General features: G+C 74.3%; 21 protein-coding genes. 11 read left to right on the forward strand and 10 right to left on the reverse strand.

Annotated elements, in window-relative coordinates; genetic code table 11:
- Window positions 1–45: 45 nt before the first annotated feature.
- Window positions 46–1,581 (forward strand): putative glutamine/gamma-aminobutyrate antiporter GadC, encoded by a 1,536-nt coding sequence (gene gadC / locus NF338_RS11075; RefSeq protein WP_264030821.1) that lies wholly within the window; start codon window positions 46–48, stop codon window positions 1,579–1,581.
- Between the two features lie 50 nt (window positions 1,582–1,631).
- Window positions 1,632–2,054: a hypothetical protein gene (locus tag NF338_RS11080; protein WP_264030822.1), complete on the forward strand. Its 423-nt coding sequence runs from the start codon at window positions 1,632–1,634 to the stop codon at window positions 2,052–2,054.
- A 25-nt stretch (window positions 2,055–2,079) separates the two neighbouring features.
- On the opposite strand, the gene NF338_RS11085 is transcribed toward NF338_RS11080, so the two are convergent.
- From NF338_RS11085 to NF338_RS11095, 3 genes are all read right to left on the reverse strand, one after another.
- Window positions 2,080–3,273: an alpha/beta hydrolase gene (locus NF338_RS11085; protein ID WP_264030823.1), complete on the reverse strand. Its 1,194-nt coding sequence runs from the start codon at window positions 3,271–3,273 to the stop codon at window positions 2,080–2,082.
- A 2-nt stretch (window positions 3,274–3,275) separates the two neighbouring features.
- The gene (lysX, locus tag NF338_RS11090; RefSeq protein ID WP_264030824.1) at window positions 3,276–6,599 is read right to left on the reverse strand and encodes a bifunctional lysylphosphatidylglycerol synthetase/lysine--tRNA ligase LysX; all 3,324 of its coding nucleotides are present in this window, start codon (window positions 6,597–6,599) and stop codon (window positions 3,276–3,278) included.
- A gap of 131 nt (window positions 6,600–6,730) precedes the next feature.
- Window positions 6,731–7,108: a TraR/DksA family transcriptional regulator gene (locus tag NF338_RS11095; RefSeq protein ID WP_264030825.1), complete on the reverse strand. Its 378-nt coding sequence runs from the start codon at window positions 7,106–7,108 to the stop codon at window positions 6,731–6,733.
- 189 nt (window positions 7,109–7,297) lie between these two features.
- Between NF338_RS11095 and NF338_RS11100 the strand changes: the two genes are divergently transcribed.
- From NF338_RS11100 to NF338_RS11110, 3 genes are all read left to right on the forward strand, one after another.
- Window positions 7,298–8,227 (forward strand): quinone oxidoreductase family protein, encoded by a 930-nt coding sequence (locus tag NF338_RS11100; protein WP_264030826.1) that lies wholly within the window; start codon window positions 7,298–7,300, stop codon window positions 8,225–8,227.
- 135 nt (window positions 8,228–8,362) lie between these two features.
- Window positions 8,363–8,824 (forward strand): hypothetical protein, encoded by a 462-nt coding sequence (locus NF338_RS11105; RefSeq protein ID WP_264030827.1) that lies wholly within the window; start codon window positions 8,363–8,365, stop codon window positions 8,822–8,824.
- A 98-nt stretch (window positions 8,825–8,922) separates the two neighbouring features.
- Window positions 8,923–9,405: an SRPBCC family protein gene (locus NF338_RS11110; protein WP_264030828.1), complete on the forward strand. Its 483-nt coding sequence runs from the start codon at window positions 8,923–8,925 to the stop codon at window positions 9,403–9,405.
- Between the two features lie 57 nt (window positions 9,406–9,462).
- On the opposite strand, the gene NF338_RS11115 is transcribed toward NF338_RS11110, so the two are convergent.
- Both NF338_RS11115 and NF338_RS11120 read right to left on the reverse strand, forming a co-directional pair.
- A complete protein-coding gene (locus NF338_RS11115) occupies window positions 9,463–10,059 on the reverse strand; it encodes a VanZ family protein (RefSeq protein ID WP_264030829.1) in 597 nt (198 codons plus the stop codon).
- A 20-nt stretch (window positions 10,060–10,079) separates the two neighbouring features.
- Window positions 10,080–10,445: a hypothetical protein gene (locus NF338_RS11120; RefSeq protein WP_264030830.1), complete on the reverse strand. Its 366-nt coding sequence runs from the start codon at window positions 10,443–10,445 to the stop codon at window positions 10,080–10,082.
- Window positions 10,446–10,678: 233 nt separating this feature from the next.
- On the opposite strand from NF338_RS11120, the gene NF338_RS11125 reads away from it, so the two are divergent.
- The 3 genes from NF338_RS11125 to NF338_RS11135 all read left to right on the forward strand — a co-directional run bounded on the left by NF338_RS11125 (window position 10,679) and on the right by NF338_RS11135 (window position 13,149).
- Window positions 10,679–12,007 carry a sensor histidine kinase gene (locus NF338_RS11125; protein WP_264030831.1) on the forward strand — a complete coding sequence of 443 codons (1,329 nt, stop codon included), beginning with the start codon at window positions 10,679–10,681 and terminating at the stop codon, window positions 12,005–12,007.
- Window positions 12,004–12,669, forward strand: coding sequence for a response regulator (locus tag NF338_RS11130; RefSeq protein ID WP_087470667.1), 666 nt, complete (start codon window positions 12,004–12,006; stop codon window positions 12,667–12,669). Before NF338_RS11125 ends, NF338_RS11130 begins: the two co-directional genes overlap by 4 nt.
- 171 nt (window positions 12,670–12,840) lie before the next feature.
- Window positions 12,841–13,149 (forward strand): SHOCT domain-containing protein, encoded by a 309-nt coding sequence (locus tag NF338_RS11135; protein WP_264030832.1) that lies wholly within the window; start codon window positions 12,841–12,843, stop codon window positions 13,147–13,149.
- A gap of 83 nt (window positions 13,150–13,232) precedes the next feature.
- On the opposite strand, the gene NF338_RS11140 is transcribed toward NF338_RS11135, so the two are convergent.
- From NF338_RS11140 to NF338_RS11155, 5 genes are all read right to left on the reverse strand, one after another.
- Entirely contained in the window at window positions 13,233–14,585 is a 1,353-nt protein-coding gene (locus NF338_RS11140) for a dicarboxylate/amino acid:cation symporter (protein ID WP_412846705.1), read from the reverse strand.
- A gap of 401 nt (window positions 14,586–14,986) precedes the next feature.
- Window positions 14,987–15,139: a putative leader peptide gene (locus NF338_RS21035; protein ID WP_353707135.1), complete on the reverse strand. Its 153-nt coding sequence runs from the start codon at window positions 15,137–15,139 to the stop codon at window positions 14,987–14,989.
- A 133-nt stretch (window positions 15,140–15,272) separates the two neighbouring features.
- Window positions 15,273–17,264 carry a penicillin-binding transpeptidase domain-containing protein gene (locus NF338_RS11145; protein WP_264030833.1) on the reverse strand — a complete coding sequence of 664 codons (1,992 nt, stop codon included), beginning with the start codon at window positions 17,262–17,264 and terminating at the stop codon, window positions 15,273–15,275.
- 144 nt (window positions 17,265–17,408) lie between these two features.
- The gene (locus NF338_RS11150) at window positions 17,409–18,086 is read right to left on the reverse strand and encodes a hypothetical protein (RefSeq protein WP_264030834.1); all 678 of its coding nucleotides are present in this window, start codon (window positions 18,084–18,086) and stop codon (window positions 17,409–17,411) included.
- The gene (locus NF338_RS11155; protein WP_264030835.1) at window positions 18,083–19,582 is read right to left on the reverse strand and encodes a WXG100 family type VII secretion target; all 1,500 of its coding nucleotides are present in this window, start codon (window positions 19,580–19,582) and stop codon (window positions 18,083–18,085) included. Before NF338_RS11155 ends, NF338_RS11150 begins: the two co-directional genes overlap by 4 nt.
- A gap of 314 nt (window positions 19,583–19,896) precedes the next feature.
- Here NF338_RS11155 and NF338_RS11160 point away from each other — a divergent pair, with 314 nt between their 5' ends.
- The 3 genes from NF338_RS11160 to NF338_RS11170 all read left to right on the forward strand — a co-directional run bounded on the left by NF338_RS11160 (window position 19,897) and on the right by NF338_RS11170 (window position 26,028).
- The gene (locus tag NF338_RS11160; RefSeq protein WP_264030836.1) at window positions 19,897–23,667 is read left to right on the forward strand and encodes a glycosyl hydrolase family 95 catalytic domain-containing protein; all 3,771 of its coding nucleotides are present in this window, start codon (window positions 19,897–19,899) and stop codon (window positions 23,665–23,667) included.
- 244 nt (window positions 23,668–23,911) lie between these two features.
- Window positions 23,912–25,303, forward strand: a complete 1,392-nt coding sequence (locus NF338_RS11165; RefSeq protein ID WP_264030837.1) for an enolase C-terminal domain-like protein — start codon at window positions 23,912–23,914, stop codon at window positions 25,301–25,303.
- Between the two features lie 14 nt (window positions 25,304–25,317).
- The gene (locus NF338_RS11170; RefSeq protein ID WP_204538992.1) at window positions 25,318–26,028 is read left to right on the forward strand and encodes a FadR/GntR family transcriptional regulator; all 711 of its coding nucleotides are present in this window, start codon (window positions 25,318–25,320) and stop codon (window positions 26,026–26,028) included.
- Window positions 26,029–26,383: the final 355 nt, after the last annotated feature.

Below are 26,383 nucleotides of genomic sequence, written 5' to 3' on the forward strand. Positions count from 1 at the left end.
GCTAGCGTTCCCTCGAGGGCCGGTGCGCCCGCCGAGGGGGAAGGCATGGCTCGGACCGACATCCCGCAGCGCCCCGCCCGCCCCGCGGCGGCGACCATCACCGCGACCTCGCTGGTCATGCTCAACGTCGCCGCGGTCGTCAGCCTGCGCGGCCTGCCGGCCGAGGCGGAGTACGGGCTCTCGTCGGCGTTCTACTACCTCCTCGCCGCCGTGTGCTTCCTCGCGCCGGTCGCGATCGTCGCGGCGGAGCTCGCCTCGACGTGGCCGGCCGAGGGTGGGATGTTCCGCTGGGTCGGCGAGGCGTTCGGGAGCCGGTGGGGGTTCCTCGCGATCGCCATGGTGTTCGTCGAGGGCTGCATCTGGTTCCCCACGGTCCTGACGTTCGCCGCCGTGACCCTCGCGTACACCGGCCCCGACGCGCGCCTCGACGAGCAGGTCGCCGACGACCGCGTCTTCGTGCTGGCGATCGTTCTCGTCGTGTTCTGGGCGGCGACGCTCATCGCGCTCCGTGGCGCCTCCGCGTTCGCCCGGACCGCTCGCTGGGGCGGGATCGTCGGGACGCTCGTGCCGGCGGCGCTGCTCGTCGGGCTCGGGGCGGCCTACCTCCTCAGCGGGGAACCCTCCCGGACGACGCTGTCCTGGGGCGCGTTCGTCCCGGACCTGACCCGGTTCGACAACGTCGTCCTCGCGGCAGGGATCTTCCTCTTCTACGCGGGCATCGAGGTGAACGCCGTGCACGTCGGGTCGATCCGGCGTCCCGAGCGGACGTACCCCGTCGCGATCCTCGTCGCGGCCCTCGTCGCCGTCGTCGTCCTCACGCTCGGGACGCTGACCATCGCCGTCGTCGTGCCGCAGGACGACATCAGCCTCACCACGAGCCTGCTGCAGGCGTTCGACCACCTGCTCGCCTGGGCCGGGATCCCCTGGGCGGGGCCGGTCGTCGCGGCGATGCTCGCGGTCGGCGTGCTGGCGGGCGTCACGACGTGGGTCGCCGGTCCGGCGACCGGTCTCCACGCGGTCGCGCGCGCCGGGTTCCTCCCCCGGTGGTTCCACCGGACGAACCGCCGCGGTATGGCCACGAACATCCTGCTCGTCCAGGCGCTCGTCGTCACCGTCCTGTCGGTGATGTTCGTCGTCATGCCCTCGGTGCAGTCGGCCTACCAGCTCCTCAGCCAGCTCACCGTGATCCTGTACCTCGTCGCGTACCTGCTCATGTTCGCCGCGGTCGTCGCGCTGCGCCGCAGCCAGCCGGAGCGTCCGCGACCGTACCGCGTCCCCGGTGGTCGCCCCGGGGTGTGGGTCGTCGGCGGCGTCGGCTTCGTCGCCTCGCTCCTCGCGCTGGTCACGAGCTTCGCGCCCCCCGGCCAGGTCGCGGTGGGCAGCCCGGTCACGTACGTCGTCCTGCTCGTCGTCCTGTCGGTCGTCTTCGTCGTGCTCCCGCTGCTCGTCTACCGGGCACGCACGCCCGGGTGGCGGGACGCCGAGTCGTCGTTCGAGCCGTTCACCTGGCAGTCGACCGGCGCCACGGACGACCCTCCGCGACGTCGAGCCGCACCCGACCGCACGGCGCACGACCGCTGACCGGCGCGTCTCCCGTGGCGCGATCCCGGGCGACGGCGGACCATCGAGGCATGCGCACCCGACTCGGATCCTCGTCCCGTCGACCCGCACGAGCACCCCTCGCCGGCCTCGTCGTGCTCGCCGGGCTCCTCGCCGCGTGCTCCGGCCCGGGCCCCGGTGAGAAGGACGTGGAGTACGACTCGCTCGACGCGCTCCACGAGGCCGCGACCACGGCCGGGCTGACGTGCCTGTCGTTCACGCCCGAGGACTCCGGCTCACCCGACGTCGAGCTCGGCGAGTGCGACGACACCACGCTCCTCGCCGTCTTCGCGGACGGCGTCGACGAGGACGAGTTCCTCGGCCTGCTGCCGGTCGAGCCGGCCGTGGAGGGCCAGGCGGCGCTGGCAGGCCCGAACTGGGTGGTCCTCGGCGACACCGGCGACCTCCTGGAGACCCAGGCGGGGATCGGCGGCGACTTCCTCTCCGACCTCTGACGGGTGGACGACCCGGCGGACGCGATCAGCCGTCGGACGCCATCTGCTCGTGCGCGAAGACGAGCCCGTACGGGAGCGCGATCGCGGCCATCGACCACGTGTGCGCCTGACCGGGCTCCTCGCGGAGCTCGACGGTCTGCCCCTGGGCCTCGAGGTCGGCGGCGATCTGCCGGACGGTCGTGAGTGCCTCCTGCGGCGCGTCCTCGCCGGAGTCGAGGAAGACGGGCAGGGGGTGCGTGAACGTCATCGTCGGCAGGTAGGTGGTCGGGGTGTTGGCGTCCACCTCCGCCTGCGTCGAGAGCATCGTCCGTTCCGGCCCCGCGCCGGGGTTCCCGTAGGGCTCGATCCCGAGGACCGTCCCGTACAGGTCGAGGTGGCGCAGCCCGACGTTGAGCGCGCAGAAGCCGCCCGACGACATGCCACCGATGATCCGGTGCTCTCGGTCCGCGAGCGTGGGGTACGTCGAGTCGATCGCCTCGACGACGGTCGTCGTGAGGTAGGTCTCGACCTGCTCCCCACCCTTGGTCGAGTCGAGGCACTCGGTGTCCAGGCCCCCCGGCCCGGTGCCGTTCACGGTCGGCGCGACGACGATCATCGGGTCGACCAGGCCGCGGCGGATCAGCACGTCCATGGTGCGGGGGACCCGACCCGCGGCGAACCAGCTGCTCGGCTCGTCGGGCGACCCGTGGACCAGGTAGACGACGGGGTAGCGCGTCGACGCGTCCGGGTCGAACCCTGGGGGCAGGTAGATCCAGGCGTCCTGGTCCTCCATCTGCTCGGCCGCCGTGCCCGGGATCGCCAGGGTGCGCACCTGGCCGCGGTGCGCGCCGCCCGGCGAGCGCGGCGAGAGGTCGGTCAGCCCGAGCCCGACGAGCTGGACGCGGGCGGCGTCCCACGTCGGCACGTAGCCGACGTACGCGTTGACCCCGATCGCGAGCCCCAGCGCGAGGGACAGCGTGCCGACGACGGCGAGGCCCGCCGTCGCCCACCCGTAGCGGCGCGGCCGGCGCGCGTCGTCGCTCCGTGCTCGTCGCTCCGGGCGACGACGCCGGGCGCGTCGCGCTCGGACGACCGCCCAGACGATGCCCGCCACCCCGACCACGGCGAGGCCGACCGCGACCGGGTAGCTCGTGAGGTACGTGCCCGTGGGCTGGAGCTGGTGCAGGACGTCCGTGGGGAGCGCGGGGTCCGTGTCCGGGGTCGGCAGGTCCGCGCCCACGGTCAGGACCGCCGCTGGGGCTTCACGAACGGGAACGCGAGCGTCTCGCGGATCGACGCGCCGATGATCGTCATGTAGATCCGGTCGACACCGAGGCCGAGGCCCCCGGTCGGCGGCATGGCGAACTCGAGCGCGGAGAGGAAGTCCTCGTCGATCTCCATCGCCTCGGGGTCGCCCGCCGCTGCGAGGAGCGACTGCTGCGTGAACCGCTCGCGCTGGTCGATCGGGTCGATGAGCTCGGAGTACGCCGTGCCCAGCTCCGCCCCGAAGCCGACGAGGTCCCAGCGCTCGGCGAGCCGGGGGTCGCGGCGGTGGACGCGTGTGAGCGGCGACGTCTCCACGGGGAAGTCGGTGTAGAACGTGGGCTCGACGGTCTGCCCCTCGACGAGGCGGTCGTACATCTCGTTGACGACGGCGCCGTGCGTCTCGTCCTCGCCGACCTCGATGCCGAACCGCGCGCACAGGGCGTGCAGCTCGTGCTCGGGAGTGTCGGGCGTGACCTCGGCCCCGACGGCGCGCGAGACGGCGTCGTGCACGGTGACGACCGGCCACTCACCGTCGAGCCGGACCTCGCTCCCGTCGGGACGGCGCGAGACGGCGTCGCCGTGCACCGCGACGGCGGCCGCGACGACGAGCTCGCGCGTGAGGTGGCGCATCGTCGTGTAGTCACCGAACGCCTGGTACGCCTCGAGCGACGTGAACTCGGGGTTGTGCGTCGCGTCCGCCCCCTCGTTGCGGAAGTTGCGGCCGAGCTCGAAGACACGCTCGATGCCGCCGATCGCGAGCTGCTTGAGGAACAGCTCGGGCGCGATGCGCAGGTACAGGTCCATGTCGTACGCGTTGATGTGGGTCCGGAACGGGCGCGCGTTCGCGCCGCCGTGGACGCGCTGCAGGATCGGGGTCTCCACCTCGATGAACCCCCGCTCGACGAGCGACGTCCGCAGCGCGTGGACCGCCGCGGAACGACCCCGGAGCGTCACCGACGCCTTGGTGTCGAGAGCGAGGTCGACGTGCCGCAGGCGCATGCGCGTCTCGGGGTCCGCGAGCCCGCGGAACTTGTCCGGCGGGGCCTTGAGCGACTTGGACGCCATGACCCACGAGTCCGCGTGCACGGAGAGCTCGCCCGTGCGGCTCCGCACGACCGTCCCCGTGACGCTCACCTGGTCCGCCAGGTCGACCGCACGCCGCCAGAGCGCGATGTCCGCGGCCCCGTCGGCCGTGAGCAGCACCTGGCGCTCGTGGTTCTCCTCGCGCAGGACGGCGAAGCACACCCCGCCCAGGTCGCGCAGCCGCACGACCCGCCCCGACACCGACACCCCGTGGCCGAGGAGCAGCTCGTCGACGTCCGCGAGGCGGTGCGTGCGCGGCACGCCGACGGGGTAGGCGGGCATGCCCGCGGCCGCGAGCACGTCGAGCTTGGCGCGGCGGGCCCGTTCCTGGTCGGTGAGCCGCTGCGTCGGGACGTCGAGCGCGAGGAGCGCGTCCTCCTGCTCGCGCACGGCCGTGCCGAGCGCGGCGTCGGCGGACGACCCGGCCCCCGCACGGGCGCTCCGTGGGGTCGGCCAGAGCGGGACGAACCCCTCCGCCTGCCCGGCCGCGACCGTCACGGAGGTGAGCTGCGCGGACGCCGCGTAGCAGAGGTAGCGCGTGCGCCACCGGGGTTCGTACTTCTGGTTGGACCGGTAGAGCTGGTCGAGCTGCCACCACCGCGACGCCGCGAGCACGAGCCGGCGGAGGAACCGCTGCCACGGGTTCGCCGCGACCGACTCACCCTGCTCGATGAGCCCGCGGAACATCGCGAAGTTGAGGGAGACCCGGTCGATCGCCATCCCGGCGCCCTCGCTCGCGAGGGTCGAGATCATGAGCTCCGTGACCCCGGGGGCCGCGTCCGGGGACCGACGCATGTAGTCGAGCGAGACGCCCTTGCGCCCCCACGGGACGAAGGTGAGCAGGCCGCGCGGCTCCCCGTCGCGGTCGTGCGCGGTGACCACGAGGACGCGCGGGTCCCGGGGGCTGCCGAGCCGTTCGAGCGCCATCGAGAAGCCGCGCTCGTCCTCTCCGTGCCGCCACTCGTCGGCGGCACGCGCGAGCGCCGCGAGCTCGTCGGCCGGGATCTCGCGCTGGCGGCGCAGGCGCACCGAGTACCCCTCTCGCTGGGGTCGGGCGACCGCGTGACGCACGGGCCGCATCGACGGTGCCGCAAGGTCGAACTCACGCGTCTCGACGATCGCCTCGTCGCCCATGGTGACGACGGCGAGCCCCGCGTCGCGGTAGGCGCGGGCGCCCTTCTCGCTCGCGGACAGCACGCCGGGCGCCCAGCCGTGCCCGCGCGCGAAGGCCAGGGTCCGGTCGATGGCGTCCGGCCACGAGGCGGGGTCCCCGAGCGGGTCTCCGGCGGCGAGGACGACCCCGCTCACGACGCGATAGGAGACGGCGGCTCGCCCGTCGGCGGAGAAGATGGCGTCGCGGTCGTCGCGCGTCGCGAAGTACTCGAGCGAGTCGTCGCTCGGGTGCTCCAGGAGCAGACGACGCAGGGCGAGCTCCTCGTCGGGCCGGCGGGGCGCGTCCCGCGGACCGGTGCGCAGGAACACGACGACGGCGAGCAGGAGCGCCGCCCCGGCGACGAGGCCGCCCACGAGCGCGAGCCAGCCCGGCGCGCTGCCGTCGATGGCGAACGGTTCCTCGTGCGGAGACAGGCCGACGGACACGCTCGCCGCCCAGCCGATCCGCTCTGCCGGGGTGTCGAGGCTCGACGGGACGACCCACAGGAGCGCGGTGACGATCGCGGCGGCGAGCGAGATGCCGAGCAGGAGGACGAGGCCTGCCGCCCACCATGCGCCGCGCGCGATGCGGGCCGGGAAGGCGCGACGAGCGGCGATGAGCACGACGGTCAGGACGAGGCCGATGACGCCTCCCGCGTACGCGGTCCAGTGCACGTCGTCGAGGACGCCGGCGGTCGGGTCGACGCGGTCGAGCGCGACCGCGAGGAGCATGACCAGAGCGGACGGGAGCTGCCAGACGAGGATCACGAACCACAGGGCGACGCGCCGCCTCCGCAGGAAGCCGCTCGCGACGAGGCCGACGACCACCGCGGTGAAGAGCGACGGGTACGACGGGACGTTCGTGATCGACAGGACCTCCGCGACCGGTCGCTCGGCGTGCCGCGCGACGGGCCGGAAGAGCAACCCGGCCAGGAGCCAGACGGCGTAGACCTGGAGCACCCGCCCGCCCCACCGGGCGACGGCCTCGGCCCACGGCGACGCGGCGTCGGACCGCTCCGCGGGGCGGGACGGCGTCGATCCAGGACGTGGCTCGCTCGTGACCATGCTCGCCCCTCGGTCTGGTCCGCCCGCGAGCGCGGGCCGCTCGTCCGACGGTACGACCGCGGCCGGGCGAGTGCCCGGCGGAGCGCGCACGGGCAGTCCACGCCGCCGTCCACCGTCGTCCGCCGTCGGCCTCAGCGGCTCGCGGCGCAGCCGACGCACGTCCGCGCCGTGGGTCGCGCCTCCAGGCGCCCGGCGGCGATCGGCTGCCCGCACGCCTCGCACACGCCGTAGGAGCCCGCGTCGAGCCGGGCGAGGGCGGCGTCGACCTCCTCGACCCGCGCCGCCGCGTCGCGCGCGAGCGCGTCCACCTGGGCGCGCTCGAACGCGATGGTCGCGCCGTCCGGGTCGTGCTCGTCGTCCGCGTTCGAGTCGCGCGAGGCCTCCACGATGCCCGCGACCTCCGCGCGCAGCGCGCCGAGCCGCGCGACGGCGTCGTGCCGTACGGCGAGCAGGCGCTCGCGCGCGGCGTCGTCGGGGCCGGATGCTCGGCCGGTGCCTGGTGTCGTCATCTCGCTCCCTCAACGTCAGGGAGGGGGTGAAACCGTCCCGGGCGGGGAGTCCTGCCCGGGGCCGACGCATGACAGCGGCGGGCGGCGGATGGAAGAGTGGAACCGCCCGGCTCCCCCCGGGCCCGCCCGCGCGGTCTCGCCCCCGCGGCGCGCGACCGACGTCCGACGGCGAGACCACAGGGGGTCTGCATGAGCACGGTCGTCGTCTTCGAGGCCTTCGGCGGGCCGGAGACGCTGCGGGTCGACGACGAGCACGTCGGCGAGCCCGGACCCGGCCAGGTGCGCGTCGCGAACCGGGTCGTCGGCGTCAACCCCGCGGACCTCAAGCGGCTCGCGGGCGCGTTCGGGGGTCGCGTGCCCGGCGTCCTGGGGTTCGAGGCCGCGGGCGTGATCGACGCCGTCGGCCCGGACGTGCCCGACCTCGCGCCCGGCGACGAGGTCGTGTGGCACGGGACGGGCGCGCAGCGCGAGCTGTCGCTCGTGCGTGCCGACCACGTCCGGCGCAAGCCCGCGTCCGTGCCCTTCGAGCAGGCGGCGGTGCTGCCCGTCGCGGCGGCGACCGCGTTCTCCGCGCTCGTCCAGGCCGACGTCGGCGAGGGCGACGTGGTGCTGGTGCACGGCGCGAGCGGGGGCGTCGGGTCGGCGGCGGTGCAGATCGCGACCGCGCTCGGGGCGCGCGTCGTCGGGACGGCGTCGCCCGCGAACCACGACTACCTGCGGGGCCTCGGCGCGACCCCGGTGGCGTACGGGCCGGGGCTCGTCGACGCGGTGCGGGCGCTGCCGGACGGCCTGGACGAGGTGAGCGTCGTCGTGGACCTCGTGGGCTCCGCGGACACGGTCGCCGCGACCGTCGCCCTGCTGGGCGAGGACCTGGCCCCCGCGACGCCGGACGACCCGCCGAGCGCGGTGACGATCGTCGGGTCCGACGCGTCGCGCGCGGCGGGCGTCGTCGACAAGGTCGACGCGAAGGGTGCCCTGGACGAGGTGCTCGCGCTCGCGGAGGACGGGCGGCTCCGGGCGGAGGTCTCGGCCCGGTTCCCGTTGACGGGGGCGGCCGAGGCCTTGCGCCTCGTCGCCGACGGGCACGTCCGCGGCAAGGTCGTCCTCGACGTGCCCTGACCGGGACCTCGGTCCCGGAAGGTTGTGACGCTGGGCACAAGGTTGCCCCGGGAACCGCAGGATTCCGCCGTTCCTGCACGTGTCGCGCGCGAATCTTCTTGCGCCCCGAGTGCGCGAGAGTGTGAAATCGTTAGCATGCGTAAGTTTCTTGCCGCTACCGCGGCGCTCTCCTGTGCCCTCCTGCTGGCGTCCTGCGCCTCGCCGACCGACCCGGCGAGCGACGACGCGGCGACCCCCGAGACCACGACCACGACCGAGGCGACCCCCGAGGTGACGCCCGCCGTCGTCGCCGTGACCACCACGTGCAACATGTACTACGGCGGCGAGTACTCCGCCGAGCGACTCGTCACCGAGTCGACGCCGCTGCTCGAGACGCCCGAGGACGAGGCCGCCGCCGCCGCGATCTACACCACGCGCGAGCGCCTCGTCGCGGTCCAGAACTTCGCGGACCCCGACCTCCAGCAGAACCTCAACGGGATCAAGGCCCCGTTCGAGGCCGCCGTGCAGGGCGAGACGATCGACACGTCGAGCCTGCAGGAGTCCATCGACGCCTTCCGTGCGCAGTGCACCGAGGCCGGGTACGCGTTCGCGTCCTGACCCCTCGCACGCCCCCGCGCGCCGCGGTCCGTGCGGCCCGTCCCTCACCCAGGGGCGGGCCGTTCGTGCATCCGGGCACGCCGTGGGAGCATCCGAGGATGCCCGTCGTCGAGTCCTCGCTGGTGGTCCCCGTCGACCCCGCGACCGCGTTCGCCGTCTCGCAGACGACCGGTGCGGTCCGCCTGCGCTGGGACCCGTTCATCCGACGGCAGCACTTCCTCGACGGCGCCACGGCGCCTGCGAAGGGCGTGCGCACCTTCACCCGGCACCGCAGCGGCCTGTCCATGGTGAGCGAGTACGTCTCGTACAACCCGCCGACGAACGTCGGGATGCGCATGGTCCGCGGGTCGTGGTTCTTCGAGAACCTCGCGGGCGGGTGGCGGTTCGCCCCCGACCCGTCCGGGGGCACGCGCGCGACGTGGCGCTACTCCTTCCGGTGCCGCCCCCGCTGGCTCGCCCCGCTCGCGGAGCGCGTCGGCTCGTGGGTGCTCGGGCGCGACGTCGACCACCGGATCGCGGGCTTCGCGCGCGGCTGCGCCGACCCCGTCGTGCTCGCCGCGGTGCGCGAGCCGACCGGGTAGACGCCGGCGCCTCGGCCCCGCGCCCCGGGCCGCCGGCCCGGCCGTCCCGCGGCGGCGCTACAGCCGGAACCGGACGCCGGTCACCTGGAGCCAGGCGAAGAACCCCGCGGCCAGCGCGACGAGGACGACGACGAGGGCGACGAGGAGCGGCCGCTGGGCGCGGTCGCCGAACAGGCGCAGGGCGAGCCAGGCGACGCCCAGGCCGACCAGGCCTCCGGCGGTGTTGGTGAGGACGTCGGTGACGTCGCTGGCTCCGATGCCGGCGACGTACTGGACGATCTCGAAGGCCACGGACACCCCGACGACGACGAGGAGCATCGTGGCGAGGCGCCGCTGCCGGGCCGCCAGGTAGACGAGGACGCCGAGCGGGACGAACGCGAGGACGTTGACGGCGAGCTCTCGGGAGCCGAGCCCGCCGGTGGCCGTGCCGCCCAGCGGAACGAGGTTGACCGACCGGCGGCCGACGAGGTCGCCGAAGTCGCCGGTGTGGATCTTGAGCAGCACGACCCACACGAGCACCAGGACGTAGAGCCCGAGGACGACACGCTCCGCGGTCCTGCCCGGGCGGGCCGGGGCGGGCGCGCCGCCGTCGGCGGCGCGGTCCTCGTGCTCCTCGACGAGCCGGGGGTCGACGTGCGGGTCGTGCGTTGCCATGGGGCGCAGGCTACCGGCGCTCAGAGCGCGAACAGCAGGATCGCGTAGGCGAGGAGCGCCACCGTCCCGATCGCCGCGACGGTGCGCATCGCGCGCCGCGGCCGCGCGGTGAGGACTCCGAGGAGCGGAGGCAGCGCGAGCAGGGTCACCAGGACGGCGAACGCTCCCGGGGCGTTCTTGCACGCGGGCGCGTCGAAGGTCGGCGGATCGACGCACTGGTCGCTGCTCGCGTCCAGTCCGAGCAGGAGCGCCACCGCAGCCGGCAGTGCGACGAGGACGAGCGCGACCGAGCCGACGACCCAGCCCGCGATCACGCGGCGACGGTGCGCTCGGAACTCGTCGGCCGTGCGAGGAGCGATCGGGCCCTGGTCGGTGTCCACGGTCATGGATCCTGACGCATCCTCCTGCACGTCCGGTGCGCCCTGTGCGCGGGAACCGTGCGGGTCCGGGCCGTTCCGAGCGTCTCCCGCGATGTCGCCGGCGGGGCTTCGCGTGTGACGCCTCGGACGGATCGGACCGCTCGGGGATGCGGGTTCGCCCGCGCACGGCACCCCGGGACGACGGCGGCCGGCACCCCGGTCGGACGCGGCCCGGCCCTGCGCGGCGTAGCGTGCGACGCATGGGCCCGCTCGACCGTCGCCGCCCCCGGGCGTTCCTCGCCGTGGTGCTCGCGGTGGTCTCGGTCCTCGGGTCGGCGGGCGCGACGCACGGTCAGCCGGGCGCGCGGCCGCTCGACCTCGCCGCCGTCGCCCTGCTCCTCGTGTCGCCGCTCGCGCTCGTGCTCCTCGTGCCGCGGCCGGTCGTCGCGGTCGCGGTGTCGGTCGCGGCCGCCGGGGTCTTCCTCGTCGCCGGGTACGCGTGGGGACCGGTGCTCGCGGGGCCCGTCGGCGTGCTCGTGGGGGTGCTCCTCAGCGGGCCCGCGGAGCGCGGGCGCCGCGTGGCGTGGGGCGGGGCCGTGCTGCTGGCGGGGGCCGTCGTGGGGGCCGCGGCGCTGCGTCCCGACGCCCCGCCGCGGGCGACGCTCCTGGGCGGGGCGGCCTGGACCGTCGTCGTGCTGCTCGTCGCGGGCGGGATCCGCGACCGGTCCGCCCGCATCGCCGCCGCGCGCGAGGCCGAGCGGGTCGCGCGCGCCGAGCGGGAGCGCACGGCCGTCGCGGACGAGCGGCTGCGCATCGCGCGCGAGGTCCACGACGTCCTCGCGCACTCGCTCTCCGCGATCACCGTGCAGGCGGGCGTCGGGCTGCACCTGCTCGACCGCGACCCGGACCAGGCCCGCAGCGCCCTCACCGCGATCCGCGCGACGAGCACGGAGGCCCTCGACGAGGTCCGCGCGGTGCTCGGCGTCGTCCGGGGAGAGTCGCGCGCGGACGGCCCCGCGATCGACGACGGCGCCCCGCTCGCCCCGACGTGGGACCTCGCCGCGCTCCCCCGGCTCGTGCGGCAGGCGGCGGGAGGCGGGCTCACGGTCGCGCTCGCCGTGGACCCCGCCACCGCAGGACTGCCCGACCGCCTCGCCGGGGTCGTCTACCGCGTGGTGCAGGAGGCGCTGACGAACGTGCGGCGGCACGCGCTCGGGGCGACGCACGTCGACGTCCGCGTCGACGTCGACGCGGGCAGCAGGTCCGGGTCCGACGCCCGCGCCGCCGGGGTGGACGGGGACCGTGCCTCGCGGAGCGTGACGGTGACGGTCACCGACGACGGCCCGGGCACGCGGTCGGACGCCGAGCCCGGCTACGGCCTGCGCGGCATGCGCGAGCGCGTGGAGAGCGTCGGCGGCACGCTCACGACGGGGTCGGTGGCCGAGCCGACCCACGGACCACCGGAGAACGACACCGCTGGACGCGGATTCCGGGTGCGGGCAGTCTTTCCCTGGCCGGGCACCACGCCCCGGCCGAGCACCACCGGGCGGTCCGACGAGGAACCGCCGCGGCACGAGGAGGCACCATGATCGACGTCGTGCTGGCCGACGACCAGGCGCTCGTGCGCGGCGGGTTCCGCGCGCTCATCGACTCCGAGGACGACATGCGCGTCGTCGCCGAGGCCGCGACCGGGGACGACGCCGTCCGGCTCGCGCTGGAGCACCTGCCCGACGTCGTGCTCATGGACATCCGGATGCCCGGGCTCGACGGGCTCGAGGCGACCCGGCGGATCGTCGCCGACCGCGCGGCGGCGCACGTGCACGTCGTGGTGGTCACCACGTTCGAGCTCGACGAGTACGTGACGGACGCGATCCGCGGCGGTGCGAGCGGGTTCCTCGTCAAGGACACCGAGCCGGTCGACCTCGTCCGGGCGGTGCGGGTCGCGGCGCGCGGCGACGCCCTGCTCTCGCCCACGGTGACCCGTCGCCTGCTGTCCCGGGTCGCGGACGCGACGCGCGCCGTCGGGCCGGTCCCCGGTCTCACGGAGCTCACGCCGCGCGAGCGCGAGGTGCTCGTCGAGGTCGCGGGCGGGCTCTCGAACGACGAGATCGCGGGGACGCTCTACCTGTCGGAGTCGACGGTGAAGACGCACGTGTCGCGCGTCATGGCCAAGGTGGGCGCGCGCGACCGCGCGCAGCTCGTCGTCGCGGCCTACGAGTCCGGGCTCGTGCGCCCGGGCTGGGCGGGCTGACCGGCACCCTGCCGTCGGTCCACGCGGCGTCGTCCCGACCGGCACCACGGGACGAGCGAGGTCGGCACGCACGGGTGACGACGCGCCGTCGGGCGACGGGGAGCCTGGAGGTGCGGCCGGATCGTGGCCGCCCCCGCCGACCGGCGGGGCGCACCGACACCGGAGGTCGTCATGCTCACCGCACTCACCGGGGCCGTGGTCCCCACGGAGGCCGTCGCGTCCGTGGCGCACGCCGGCTGGGGGCCCGGACCGTGGTGGTTCGTCTTCCCCCTGCTGTGGTTCCTGCTGTTCGCGTCCGTGATCTTCCTCGTCGCCCGCCGCGCGCGGCGCGGCTGGGGCCCGGGCGCTCCCGGCGGCTGGCGCGCCACCGGCCCGGACCCGGTCGCGATCCTCGGCGAGCGGTACGCGCGCGGCGAGATCGACGAGCAGGAGTACCGCTCGCGCCTCGCCGTCCTGCGCGAGGGTCGCCCCCAACCCTGACGCCGAAAACGACGTTGCTGCCGTTATCCCGCGGACAACGGCAGCAACGTCGTGCTCGACGGCGAGGAATCGCCTGGTCGGCGTCAGGCGGAGGCGCCCACGGGCTCCTTGGTGCCCGACGGCGCGGCGTCCGCGGTCTCGGACGTCGCCGTGGCCTCGGTGGCGGTCGCCTCGGACGACGCGTCGTCGTCCTCGTCCACGAAGAGGTCCTCGGCCGTGGCGGCCTCGTACTGCTCCAGGTCGAGGATGCCCTCGCGCTTGGCCACGATGGTCGGCACGAGCGCCTGGCCCGCGACGTTCACCGCGGTGCGGCCCATGTCGAGGATCGGTTCGATCGCCAGCAGCAGGCCCACACCCGCGAGCGGCAGGCCCACGGTCGAGAGCGTGAGGGTGAGCATGACGATCGCGCCGGTGAGGCCCGCGGTCGCGGCGGAGCCGACGACGGACACGAACGCGATGAGCAGGTAGTCGGTGATCGACAGGTCGATGCCGAAGATCTGCGCGACGAAGATCGCCGAGATGGCCGGGTAGATCGAGGCGCAACCGTCCATCTTGGTGGTCGCGGCCAGCGGCACGGCGAACGACGCGTACTCGCTCGGGACGCCGAGGTTGCGCTCGGTGACGCGCTGCGTCACGGGCAGCGTGCCGATCGAGGAGCGCGAGACGAACGCGAGCTGGATCGCGGGCCACGCGCCCTTGAAGTAGCTCGAGATCTTCAGGCCGTTGGTGCGCAGCAGGATCGGGTAGACGACGAACAGCACGACCGCGAGACCGACGTAGATGGCGACGGCGAACCACGCGAGCGACGCGAGCGAAGTCCAGCCGTACGCCGCGATGGCGTAGCCGATGAGGCCGGCGGTGCCGATCGGCGCGAGGCGGATGATCCACCACAGCACCTTCTGCACGATCGCGAGCGCGGAGCGGTTGAACGCGAGGAACGGGTCGGCCTTCTTGCCGGACTTCAGCGCCGCGATGCCGATGACGAGCGCGACGACGAGGATCTGGAGCACGTTGAAGTTCACCGACGTGCTGGCGCTCGCGCCGGCGTCGGTCACCTCGACCTGCGTGCTCGCGCCCAGGCCCAGGACGTTGCCCGGGATGAGGCCGTTGAGGAAGTCGAGCCACGTGCCGGTGCGGCCCGGCTCGGACGCGGCGTCGAGCGAGACCGACGCGCGGTTGCCCGGCTGGAACAGCAGGCCCAGGCCGATGCCGACGGCCACGGAGATCGCCGCCGTGATGGCGAACCACAGGAGCGTCTGGCCCGCGAGGCGCGCGGCGTTGGTGACGGTGCGCAGGTTCGCGATCGACGCGACGATCGCGGTGAAGATGAGCGGCGGCACGACGGCCTTGAGCAGCGTGACGAACGACGAGCCGATGGTGTCGAGCGTCGTGGTGAGGCCGTTGGGGACATCGCCGGCCGCGTCCTGCGGGCCCATGGCGAGGGCGAGGGCACCGAGGCCGACGCCGACTGCGAGGCCGAGCAGGATCTGGACGCTGAACGACGGGAACCGGCGCTTCTTCTTCGCAGGCGCCGAGGCCGGGGCCTGGCTCGCCTGCTGCGGGTCGGCCTTCGAGACGGCCGACGAGGGGGTCGAGGACACGGGGGACCTTTCGGGGTGACGCGGGCGCACGAGCGCCCGCTCTCGGGAGAGGGGCTCGGGACGTCGTCGCGGGGCGCCGGCAGCAGCGCGGCCCGGGGCAGGGGGACAGGTCGTCGGGGCGACCTGGAGTCCTGACGGTGCGGGGCGCGCCACGCGCGTCAACGGCTCAGGTCGCGAGGCGACCCGGGGTCCTGACGGGTGTGCGGAGGCGGAGAGGCGTCAGCGGCGACGGGGGGTCAGCGACACAGCGCGCTGGCGACTCGACGGAGGTCGACGTCGCGGCGCTGGGTGAGCTGCCAGGCAGGCACGCTGACGAACACGAAGGTTCTCCCGGAACGGTGGGTTCTCGCTGGAAAGCGGGCAGACGGACGCCCGCGGCAACCGATCATACCTGCTAGTACGCAACGACCCGACCGCGGACCCTATTCCCCGTACCTCGCGAGATGGCGATCCGCCGCCGAGATAGTGACGCCCGGCACCGATTCTCCGGGGTCCGGGGCCGGGCGTCGCACTCTCGCGAGATCAGGCGTTGGGCGCGTCCAGGAACGCGTGCAGGAGCGGTCCCGCGGTGACGGCGCCACCGTCGCCCGTCTCGACGAACACGGCGACCGCGAGGTCCCCCTGGGTCGCGATCATCCAGGCGTGGGACTGGCTGCCGTCGCCGTACTGCGCGGTGCCCGTCTTGGCGCCCGGCTCGCCCGGGAGGTCCTGGAGGATCGACGCCGAGCCCTCGGTGACGACGGCGCGCATGAGGCCGCGCAGCGTCGCCGCCTCTTCCTCGGTGAGGGTGCCCGCGGGCTCCTCGTCGGCGACGGTCTGCACGTCCGGGTGGACCAGGACCGGCGACACCGTGTGCCCGGCGGCGACGCTCGCCGCGACGGTCGCCATCGCGAGCGGCGAGGCCTGGACCTTGCCCTGCCCGATCATCGACGCGGCGTGCTCGGTGCCCTGCGAGTCGGTCGGGACGTCGCCGAAGAACGCCGGCGCTCCCAGCTCGGACTCGACGCCCAGTCCGAGCGACGCCGCGGCGTCGTGCAGCGCCTGCTGCGTCACCGTGTCCCGCTGCCCGATCATCGCGGTGTTGCACGAGTTGGCGAACGCGGTGCGCAGCGGCACGTCGCCGAGGGCCGACGTCGGGTAGCCCGGGACGTTCTGGAACTCGCGGCCGTCCACGGAGATCGTGGGCGGGCACGCGACGGTCGTGTCGGGCGTGAGCCCCGCACGGAGCATCGCGAGCGTCGTCGCGACCTTGAACGTCGAGCCCGGGGCGTACTGGCCGGTCGTCGCGGTCGAGAGCCCCTCGCCTGCCGTCGAGCTCGCCGCGGCGAGCACCGCACCCGTCGAGGGCTGGATCGCGACGATCGCGCTCGGCCCCTGCCCGGCCAGCACGGCCTCGGCCGCGACCTGCATGTCCGGCCGGAGGGTCGTGCTCAGCGGGGTACCGTCCACCGGGTCGACGGAGAAGACCTCGGTCGTCTCCCCCTCCGCGTCGCCCTCGCCCGGCACGACCTCGATCGACAGGCCGGGGACGCCCCGGAGCTGCTCGTCGTACTGGCGCTGCAGGCCGGAGAGACCGACCTGGTCGCCCGCGGCGATCGCTCCCTCGGACTCGTCGACGATCTCCGCCGTCGCGTCCCCCACGCGCCCGAGGATCGGGCGCGCGAACTCGCGCGTCGGCGCGAGCGGCAGCTCGTCGTCGACCACGCGGACCCCGTCGACGCCGCGCGCCGCGTCCACGTCCACGCCCGCCGTGTCCTCGGTGCGCACCGTGATCGCCTCGACGAACGCCTTCTCCCCCGCGCCCGCGACACGCTGCGCGTACTCCTCGGGGTCGAGCCCGACGACCGCGGCGAGCTCGCGCGCGGCGCGGTCCCAGGCGCCGGAGGCGACGAGGGTCTTGTCGACGCCGATCCGGTAGACCGGCCGGTCCTGGACGATCGGGACGTCGTCCGCGCCGAGGATGCCCGCGCGCACGGCGGGCACGCGGTTCACCGCGATCCGGTCGCCCTGGCCGAGCTCGGGCACGAGCACGTCGGGCTCCCACACGACGTCCCACGCCCCGGGGCCGTCCTCCCCGTCGGCAGCCTCCGCGAACGCCAGCTCCGCCGTCGTCGTGTACTCCCAGGCCTGCTCCCCCGCGACCTCCCAGCGGTAGGCGAGCGTCGCCGTCGCGCGGTCGCCCGCGTCGTCGCCCTCCTCCACGACGTCCACCGTCGAGACCTCGACCGTGCGCTCGTACGGCGCGAGCGGCTCGAGCACCGCCTCGAGATGGGCCTGGACGTCCTTCGCGGCGCCGTTGCGGAACTCCAGCCCGCTCACGTCGCCCTCCTGGATCGCCTGCGCGAGCGCCGCCGCGGCGTCCTGCGCCTCCGGCCGGTCGGGCGTGCACGCCGCGAGCGGCAGGGCCAGGACAGGGGCGAGCGCGGCGGCCGAGACCCAGCGCACGACCCGGTGCCGGACGCGCGGCCCGACCTGCGTGCTCGTTCGACCGTGGACGTGCGCGACGCTGCTCACCGGCTGCTCCCCTGGGTTTCCGGGCGGTTCGGGACGGGACGGACGCTACCCCACGCCTCGGACGTCCCGGACGTCCCGAACGAACCGGCCCGGTTCGTCCTCCGCTTCTTCACGCCTGGCGTGCGAGGCGGAGTCGCCCGGTCGTCAGTCCGGGGTGACCGGGCTGATCGCGTACCAGAGCCGGATGCTCTCGTCGCCTCCCGGCCCGGGCTCGTGACTGATCTGCACGGAGGTCACGACGTCGCCGTTCGAGCCGTTGATCCCGGTCCGCTCGCGCGTCCCGCCCGCGCGCGACGCGTCGAGCGACGCGGGCAGCTCCTCGAGCCAGCGGTCGACCTGGGAGCGGGGGAAGCCGAGGGCGTCCGCGTCGGCGACGAGCTGGTCGTGGACCGCCTGCCCGCCGGACAGGGTGCGGAACACGTTGATCGTGCTCACGTAGCCGCGACGGGGCTGGATCGTCAGCTCCTCGGCCGTCGTCGACCACGTACCGTCGGGGAGGGTCAGCTCCACCTGCGCCGCGCCGTCGGGCACCCGCACGACGGCCTGCGACTCGCCCAGACCCACGGACTCCGCGGTGATCGGCCTGCTCACGTCCCAGCGCATGGGCTCGCCCCTCTCGATGTCCTCGATCGTCGTCGTGCCGGCCTCGCCGCCCGACGGCGTCCCGCCGGTCGCCGTGCTCGTCCCGCCCGGGCTCGTGGTCGCGTCGCCCGGGTCGTCGAACGTCACCGTGCACCCCGCCAGGACGAGCGACCCGGCGAGCACGACGACCGCGGCCCGGGTCGCCGTCCGCCGCCGCCCTGCCAGGCCGAGTCGGCTCACTGGTCCACGTCCACGTCCCACTCGGTCAGTCTGTCAAGGATGCGGCCGACGCGTGCGGGGTTCGTGAGCCGGTAGTCGTCGATCCGGTCGGACACGTCGGTGCCGATGATCTGCGCCGCCTGGTCCGGGTGCTGCGTGACGAGCTGCTGGTACGCGGGGAGGGTGTCGTTCGCGATGTACTCCCAGCGGGTCGCCTGGTCCGCGATGTTGCCGCCCGGGAGCGGCGTCTCGACCGTCACGGTCCCCTGGACGGGGTTGTCGAACGAGATCCCCGTGAACGGGATGCCGATGTTCTCCGGGCCGGGCGTCTCGACGCTCACCGTGAAGGGGTCGTACTGCGCGTACGTGCCCGCGCCCGGGATGGACGGCTCCCCGACGAGCGTCATGAGGTAGGTGAAGGCCTCGCCCGTGACGGGGTGACCGCGCATGGTCTGCCAGTCGTCGGCGATGATCTGATTCTGCTCGCGCCACAGCAGCGCGGTGTTGCCGTCCGCGAGCGCCTGCGCGTCGCCCGCGCGTCCGGCCTCGATGTCCGACCAGGCCTGGTACGCGGCGTCGTCGATGACGCCGGCCTCGAGCAGCCGCTCCATCTCCTCCATGCCGCCGTTGAGGTACGCCTCGTGCATGACGGCCTGGTCGACGAAGATCTCGCGCTGCATCGAGAGGAACTGGTTCTCGTAGAACCCGAGCTCGGCGTCGGACATGGTCGCGATCGCCTCGAGCGCCGCGCGGTCCACGCCGGGCGGGAGCGCCTGCGCGCCGCTCGCGACGCCCTGCGCGAGCTGGCGCATCATGTCGAGGTCGAAGAACCCGGCGGCGAACGACGGCCCGATCATCGCGGCCATGCCCGCCCACTGCATCCACGGGTTGTCGAGGTAGAGCTCGCCGTAGTACGTGTAGACGCCCTCGATGATCTCGCGGTTGGCCGACGCCCCGGCGGACGGGTCCCAGTCGGCGAAGTCGAAGCCCGCCTCGGCGGCGGCGACGCGCGTCCAGTGCGCGACGGCGAGGTCCGAGAACCCTGGGGAGTCGGGGTCGACGCCGAGCCGCACCATCTGGGCGTAGAGCGCGGCGACCTGGGCGTCCGTCGCGTTCGCGAGCCACTCCGCGCGCTCGCTCGCGTCCATCGCGGCGTACTCGCCCGGGGTGGGCGTGGGGACGGTCTGCTGCTGAGCACCGGGGCCCGACGTCGAGCCGCCGCCCGGGCCGCCCGGGGTGCCGCCCCTGTCGCTGCTCGCGGACTCCTGCTGGTCGGCGTCGGCGGCGACCTGGTCGGCCGCGGCGTCGAGGAGCGTCGCGGTGGTGACCAGCGAGGGACCGAGGCTCGCGGCCCAGTCGTTGCGGAACTCCGCGGCGTCGGGGCCCTCCCAGCGGGTCGCGGCGTCGACGACGGACGTCACCTGTGCCCGGTGGGTCCGCAGCGCGTCCGCGCCCCCGCGCAGGGTCGACGCGAGCGCGCGCAGCGCCCGGACGTCCGCGCCCCACAAGCCGCTCATGCCGTCTCCTCCCAGCACCTGCGCGTGTCCTCTCACGCGCACGTGTCGACAGCCTCGTCTCGACGGTCGCACGCCGACGCTACGCGGAGCGCGCTTCGGCCGCGATGGGGAGCGCTGCCCATCCCGGTCGCCGGGAGGTGCACCACGTAATGATTGGATGAAGAGGGAGCGATTTCTCCGTTCTTCTTGACCCCAGGCCGCCCTTCCGCCACATTGGTCGATGACACATCGGATGATTCCTGGGCCCTGGCGTAGTCCGAGCGCCGAACCCGACCGACCGCGGCGCACCGACGCGCTGCTCTTGGAGGCCACTGATGTCCCGAGTCCGACCCCTCGCGCGACCCGCCGGCGCCCGCCGGCTCGTCGCCGCGACCGCAGCAGGGGCGCTGGCGGTGCCGCTCGCGCTCCTGGCGGCGCCCGCGTCCGGGGCGAGCGCCCCGACGTCGGGCACGCTGGGTGCCGTGACCGCACCCGGCGCGACGATCCCCGGCGACCCCGACACCATCTGGTTCGACGAGCCCCTGAACACGGCGGCGTCGAACCTCCAGCAGGAGTGGGAGCAGCGCGCGCTGCCCATCGGCAACGGCGCGATGGGCGCCACCGTCTTCGGCGGCGTCGCGCGCGAACAGCTCCAGCTCAACGAGAAGACCCTCTGGACCGGAGGCCCCGGGGCCTCCGGCTACAACTTCGGCAACTGGACCACCCCGCGGCCGGACGCGATCCAGCAGGTCCGCGACCGGATCGACGCCGAGGGGAGCGTCAGCCCCGAGGAGGTCGCCTCGGTGCTCGGCCAGCCGAAGACGAACTTCGGCTCCTACCAGACCTACGGCGACCTGGTCCTGGAGATGGCCGGCCAGACCGGCACCGCCACCGACTACCGCCGGGCGCTCGACATCGGCGACGCCGTCGTCACCACGACCTACGAGCTGGACGGGACGGCGTACACGCGCGAGTACTTCGCGAGCGCGGCCGACGACGTCGTCGTCGTGCGGCTCACCGCCGACGAGCCCGGTGCGATCGGCTTCGAGGCGCGGCTCGACCTGCCGTCCGGTCGGTCGAACGTCGCGCAGGCCGCCGCGGGCGGCCGCATCACGACCTCCGGGACCCTGACCAACAACGGCCTGCGGTTCGCGTCGCAGGCGCAGGTCCTCACCGACGGCGGCACCCGGACCGACGGCACGAACGGCCGCGTCACGGTCGCGGGCGCCGACTCCGCGACGATCGTCTTCTCCGCCGCGACCGACTACGAGGGCGAGTACCCGGCGTACCGCAGCGGCGTCGCGCCGCTCGACGTCGTGACGCCCCGCGTCGACGCGGCGGCTGGGAAGGGCGCGGACGCGCTGCGCGAGGCGCACCTCGCCGACTACCACGAGCTCTACGAGCGCGTGCGGCTCGACCTCGGCGCCGAGCTGCCCGACGTCCCGACCGACGAGCTCCTGGCCGCCTACCGGGCGGGCACGACGCCGGAGAACCAGCGCGCGCTCGAGGCGCTGTACTTCCAGTTCGGGCGCTACCTGCTCGTGTCGTCGTCGCGCGACGGGTCGCTGCCCGCGAACCTGCAGGGCGTGTGGAACCGCGTCAACAACCCGCCGTGGGACGCCGACTACCACGTGAACATCAACCTGCAGATGAACTACTGGCCGGCCGAGACGACGAACCTCTCCGAGACGACCGCCCCGCTGTTCGACTACGTGGACTCGATGGTCGCGCCCGGCGAGGTGACCGCGAGCACGATGTACGGCGCGGACGGCTGGGTCGTCGGCAACGAGACCAACCCGTACGGCTTCACGGGGCTGCACCAGTACCCGCAGTCGTTCTGGCAGCCCGACGCCGCGGCGTGGCTCGCGCAGCACTACTGGGAGCACTACCTGTTCACGGGCGACGAGGAGTTCCTCGCCGAGCGCGCGTACCCGATGCTCAGGTCGGTGTCGGAGTTCTGGTTCGACTTCCTCGTCGTGGACCCGCGCGACGGCTCGCTCGTCGTGACGCCGAGCTACTCGCCCGAGCAGGGCGACTTCACCGCGGGCGCGTCGATCTCGCAGCAGATCGTCACGCAGCACCTCGCCAACACCGCCGCGGCGGCCGCGGCGCTCGGCGAGACCGACACCGCGTTCCTGGACGAGCTCGCGGCGACGCGCGCCGACCTCGACCCCGGCCTGCGCGTCGGGTCGTGGGGCCAGCTCCAGGAGTGGAAGGAGGATCTCGACGAGCCCAACAACACCCACCGGCACGTGAGCCACCTCTGGGCCCTCTTCCCGGGCGGGGCCGTCTCGCCGTCGTCGTCCCCGGACCTCGCGGCCGCGGCCCGCGTGTCTCTCGACGGCCGCGGCGACGGTGGCACCGGCTGGAGCAAGGCCTGGAAGGTCAACTTCTGGGCGCGCCTCCTCGACGGCGACCGCGCGCACAAGCTCCTGCGCGAGCAGCTCACCGGCAGCACGCTCGACAACCTGTGGGACAACCACCCGCCGTTCCAGATCGACGGCAACTTCGGCGGCACGTCCGGCGTCGCCGAGATGCTGCTCCAGAGCCAGGACGGCGTCGTCGACGTGCTCCCGGCGCTGCCGTCGGCGTGGGCCGAGGGGTCGTACACCGGGCTCGTCGCGCGCGGCGGCACCGAGGTCGACGCGACCTGGACCGGGGGCGCGGCCCGCGAGGTCACGCTCCACCCGTCGCGCGGGGGCGACCTGACCGTGCGCAGCCCGCTCTTCGCCTCGGGCGCGTACACGCTGGTCGACGGCGACGGGTCGCCCGTCGAGCACGTGCGCGACGGCGCGGAGGTGACGTTCGCGGCGTCCGCAGGGGCGACCTACACGGCGTCCGCGCTCGCGACCGTGAGCGTCGCGGCCCCGGCGAGCGCGACGACGGGCGACGTCGTCGACGTCACCGCGACGGTGTCCGCCGTGGGCGACGCGCCGATCGAGGGCGGCGAGCTCGCGCTCGTGCTCCCGACGGTCGAGGACGGTCAGGCGGCCTGGTCCGCCGAGCCGGCGCGCGCCGACCTCGAGACGGTCCCGGCGGGCGAGTCGCGCGACGTCTCCTTCCGCGTCACCGTCGGCGCGGGCGGAGCGTCGGGGACGTCCGCCGTCGTCGCCCGCCTCACCGCGGGCGAGGGGACGGTCGAGGGCCGGGCCGCGATCGCCGTCCGACCGCCGTCGCCGTGCCCGGCGCCGCCGTCCGACGACACGCTGCTCGCGTGGGACCTCGGCGAGAGCCCGCTCACGGACGCGTCCGGGCACGGGCGCACGCCGCGCGTCGTCGGCACGGGTGCCGTGCTCGCCGAGGGGCCGACGGGGTCGGCCCAGACGCTCGGACCGAACACCTACGTCGCGAGCGAGCCCTTCCAGCTCGGGTACCTCTACCAGGCGTCGTTCGCGGGCGAGTTCCGCATCGACGCCGGGCAGTCGTCGTACCGGCGGCTCTTCGACGCGCAGCCGGTCGGGCAGGACGCCGACGGCATCCTCGTCGACCTCACGCCGTCGAACAACGTCCGGGTCATCACGGCCGGGACGGGCACCACGACCCCGGTCACGGTGCCCACGGGCCGCTGGTTCGACCTCGTCGTGACGATCGGCGAGAACGGCGCCATCACGGTCTACGTCGACGGCGTCGCCCGCTCGGGCGGCACGGTCGGCGGCTACGACGCGATCAACGGGTGCCAGACGCGTCCGTTCCACGTCGGCGCCAACCAGGGCGGCGGCGAGGTCCAGCGCGGCGCCGTGGACCGTGTCGCGGTGTTCGCCCGCGCGCTCACCGCGGACGAGGTCGCGACGTGGCAGGAGCTCGCGTTCGACGCCGAGGAGCCGGGGCCGGACGTCAGCGTCGAGGTGCAGACGCGCTGCCTCGCCGGCCGTGCGTACGTCGCGGTCCGCGCGACCAACGACGACGACGCGCCGCTCGACGTGACCCTCGAGACCCCGTACGGGGCGCGCACGGTCGCGGGCGTCCAGCCCGGGGCCAACGCGTACCAGTCGTTCGCCGTGCGGGCGACCACGGTCGAGGCGGGCACCGCCACGGTCACCGCGCGCGCGACGGCCGACGGCCCGGTGGCGACGCACGACGTCGCCTTCGAGGGCCGCGACTGCTGACGTCGCGGACCAGCTCGACGACGCACGGGCCCCGGGTCTCCCCCGACCGGGGCCCGTGCGTCGCGCGGGGTCGCCGGACACCGGCGGCGTGGGCGCGCGTGGCGTCACTGTGTGAGCGTCACTCATTCGATGTCTTGACGCAGATTGGTCGGAGGATCCTTGACCTTCCGGCAAGAACTGCCTAGATTGTGACCAGTCATCAGATGTATTCCGCGGTCTCCCGCGGGGACGGCGAGGGGTACGCATGGCGAGGATCACGCGGGTCGAGATCGAGGACGTCCGCTTCCCGACGTCGCTCACGGCCGACGGCTCGGACGCGATGAACAAGGACGCGGACTACTCCGCGGCCTACGTCGTGCTCCGCACGGACGCGACCGACGAGTCCGGGGAACCGCTCGCCGGTCACGGTCTGACCTTCACCATCGGGCGCGGGAACGACATCGTCGCCGAGGCCGCGCGTCAGCAGGCGAGCGCCCTCGTCGGCCGCGACGTCGACGAGCTCGCCGCCGACATGGGAGGCGTGTACCGCACCCTGACGTCCGACTCGCAGCTGCGCTGGCTCGGCCCGGAGAAGGGCGTCGTGCACCTCTCCGTCGCGGCGGTGCTCAACGCGACGTGGGACCTCGTCGCCCGCCGCGCCGGCAAGCCGCTCTGGCGTCTGCTCGCCGACCTGACGCCCCGGGAGCTCGTCGCCGTCGCCGACCTGCGCTACCTCTCCGACGCGCTCACCGCGGACGAGGCCGTCGCGCTCCTCGAGGCCAAGGCCGCGACGAAGGCCGAGCGGATCGCCTACCTCGAGCGCACCGGCTACCCCGTCTACACGACGTCCGCCGGGTGGCTGGGGTACGACGACGAGAAGCTGCGGCGCCTGTGCCAGGAGGCCGTCGACGCCGGGTACGGCCACATCAAGCTCAAGGTCGGCGCCGACCTCGCGGACGACGTGCGCCGCCTCACCATCGCGCGCGACGTGATCGGACCGGACCGCAAGCTCATGGTCGACGCGAACCAGGTGTGGGACGTGCCGCAGGCGATCGAGTGGATGGCCGCGCTCGCGCCGTTCGACCCCCTGTGGATCGAGGAGCCCACCTCCCCCGACGACGTGCTCGGGCACGCCGCGATCCGGCGCGCGGTCGCGCCGATCGGCGTCGCGACCGGCGAGCACTGCCACAACCGGGTGATGTTCAAGCAGTTCTTCCAGGCCGAGGCGATCGACTTCTGCCAGCTCGACACCGGCCGGCTCGCGAGCGTCAACGAGATCGTCGCCGTCCTGCTCCTCGCCGCGAAGTTCGGCGTGCCCGTCTGCCCGCACGCGGGCGGCGTCGGGCTGTGCGAGATGGTGCAGCACGTGTCCGTGCTCGACTACGTCGCGATCGCCGGCGACCTGACCGACCGCGTGACCGAGTTCGTGGACCACCTCCACGAGCACTTCACCGACCCGTGCGTCGTCGCGGACACCGGCGCCGGCAGCGGCTACGTCCTCCCCTCGCGACCTGGGTACTCGACGCAGATGCACGCCGAGTCCGTCGCGCAGTACCGGTTCCCCGGCGGCTCGTACTGGACGGAGCGACGCGCGAGCGCGGCGCCCGGCCACCTCGCGCAGTCATCGGAGGAATCCGTCGCACCCGTGCTGCGATAGGCCATACTGCACCCATGTCCCGCACGGATGAGGTCGTCGACGGCATCAGGCGCATGATCCTCGACGGACAGCTCGGTCCCGGCGACCGGCTGCCCGTCGAGAAGGACCTCGCCGAGGCGCTCGGCGTCTCGCGCGGCTCCCTCCGCGAGGGCGTGCGCGCCCTGTCCATCCTCGGCATCGTCGACACCCGCCAGGGCGACGGCACCTACGTCACGAGCCTCGACCCCCGGCGGCTCCTGTCGCCCATGGGGTTCGTCGTCGACCTCCAGGGCGACGGCAGCGCGCTCCCCTTCCACCACGTGCGCCGCATCCTCGAGACCGAGGCGGCCGGGCTCGCCGCGACCCACATCACCGACGAGGCCCTCGCCGAGGCTCGCGGCGTGCTCGACCAGGTCGAGGAGATCCTGCGCGAGCCCGCCGTCGACCACGAGCGCTTCATCGAGACCGACATCGCGTTCCACCGCATCATCGCCGTGCACTCCGGCAACCCCGTCCTCGCCGCGCTCGTCGAGTCGCTCGCCAGCCGGACCGTGCGCGAGCGCCTCTGGCGCGGGCTCCACGAGGAGGGCGCCGAGGAGCGGACGCACGGCGAGCACGAGGCGATCTGGCGCGCGCTCGCCGCGCACGACCCCGAGCGCGCACGCCTGCGCATGGCGAACCACCTCCTCGGCGTCGAGGAGTCCCTCCCCCGCGTCCCGGACGACCTCCCCGACGACGACGCCTGACCCCCCGCCAGGGCCTCCACCGAGGTAGAACCGTGGTCGGCCGAGGTAGAACCGTGGTGGTCGTGCCCCACGGCGGTCAGGTCACCGCTGCAGTCGGTCACCGTCCGAGCCGGCCGGGCCCGCCGATGCGATCGGGTCGCGCGGCCCGTCGCGGCGAGGTGCCTGCCCCGGGAGCGAGACCACCCGCCCGCCGCAAGGGCCGGCGTGCGACGGACGGCGCGGCGCCGGACGAACCCGACACCGCGGGCAGTCGCCCGAGGCGAGTACAGACCGTGGTGAGTCGAAGCCGGGCGGGGTGGGTGGTGGTGCCGCGTCGTGGTCGGGCCTGGCGGGAGCCGCGAGGAACGAGCGGCGG

The sequence above is a fragment of the Cellulosimicrobium sp. SH8 genome (assembly GCF_025818875.1).
Taxonomy (GTDB): domain Bacteria; phylum Actinomycetota; class Actinomycetes; order Actinomycetales; family Cellulomonadaceae; genus Cellulosimicrobium; species Cellulosimicrobium cellulans_D.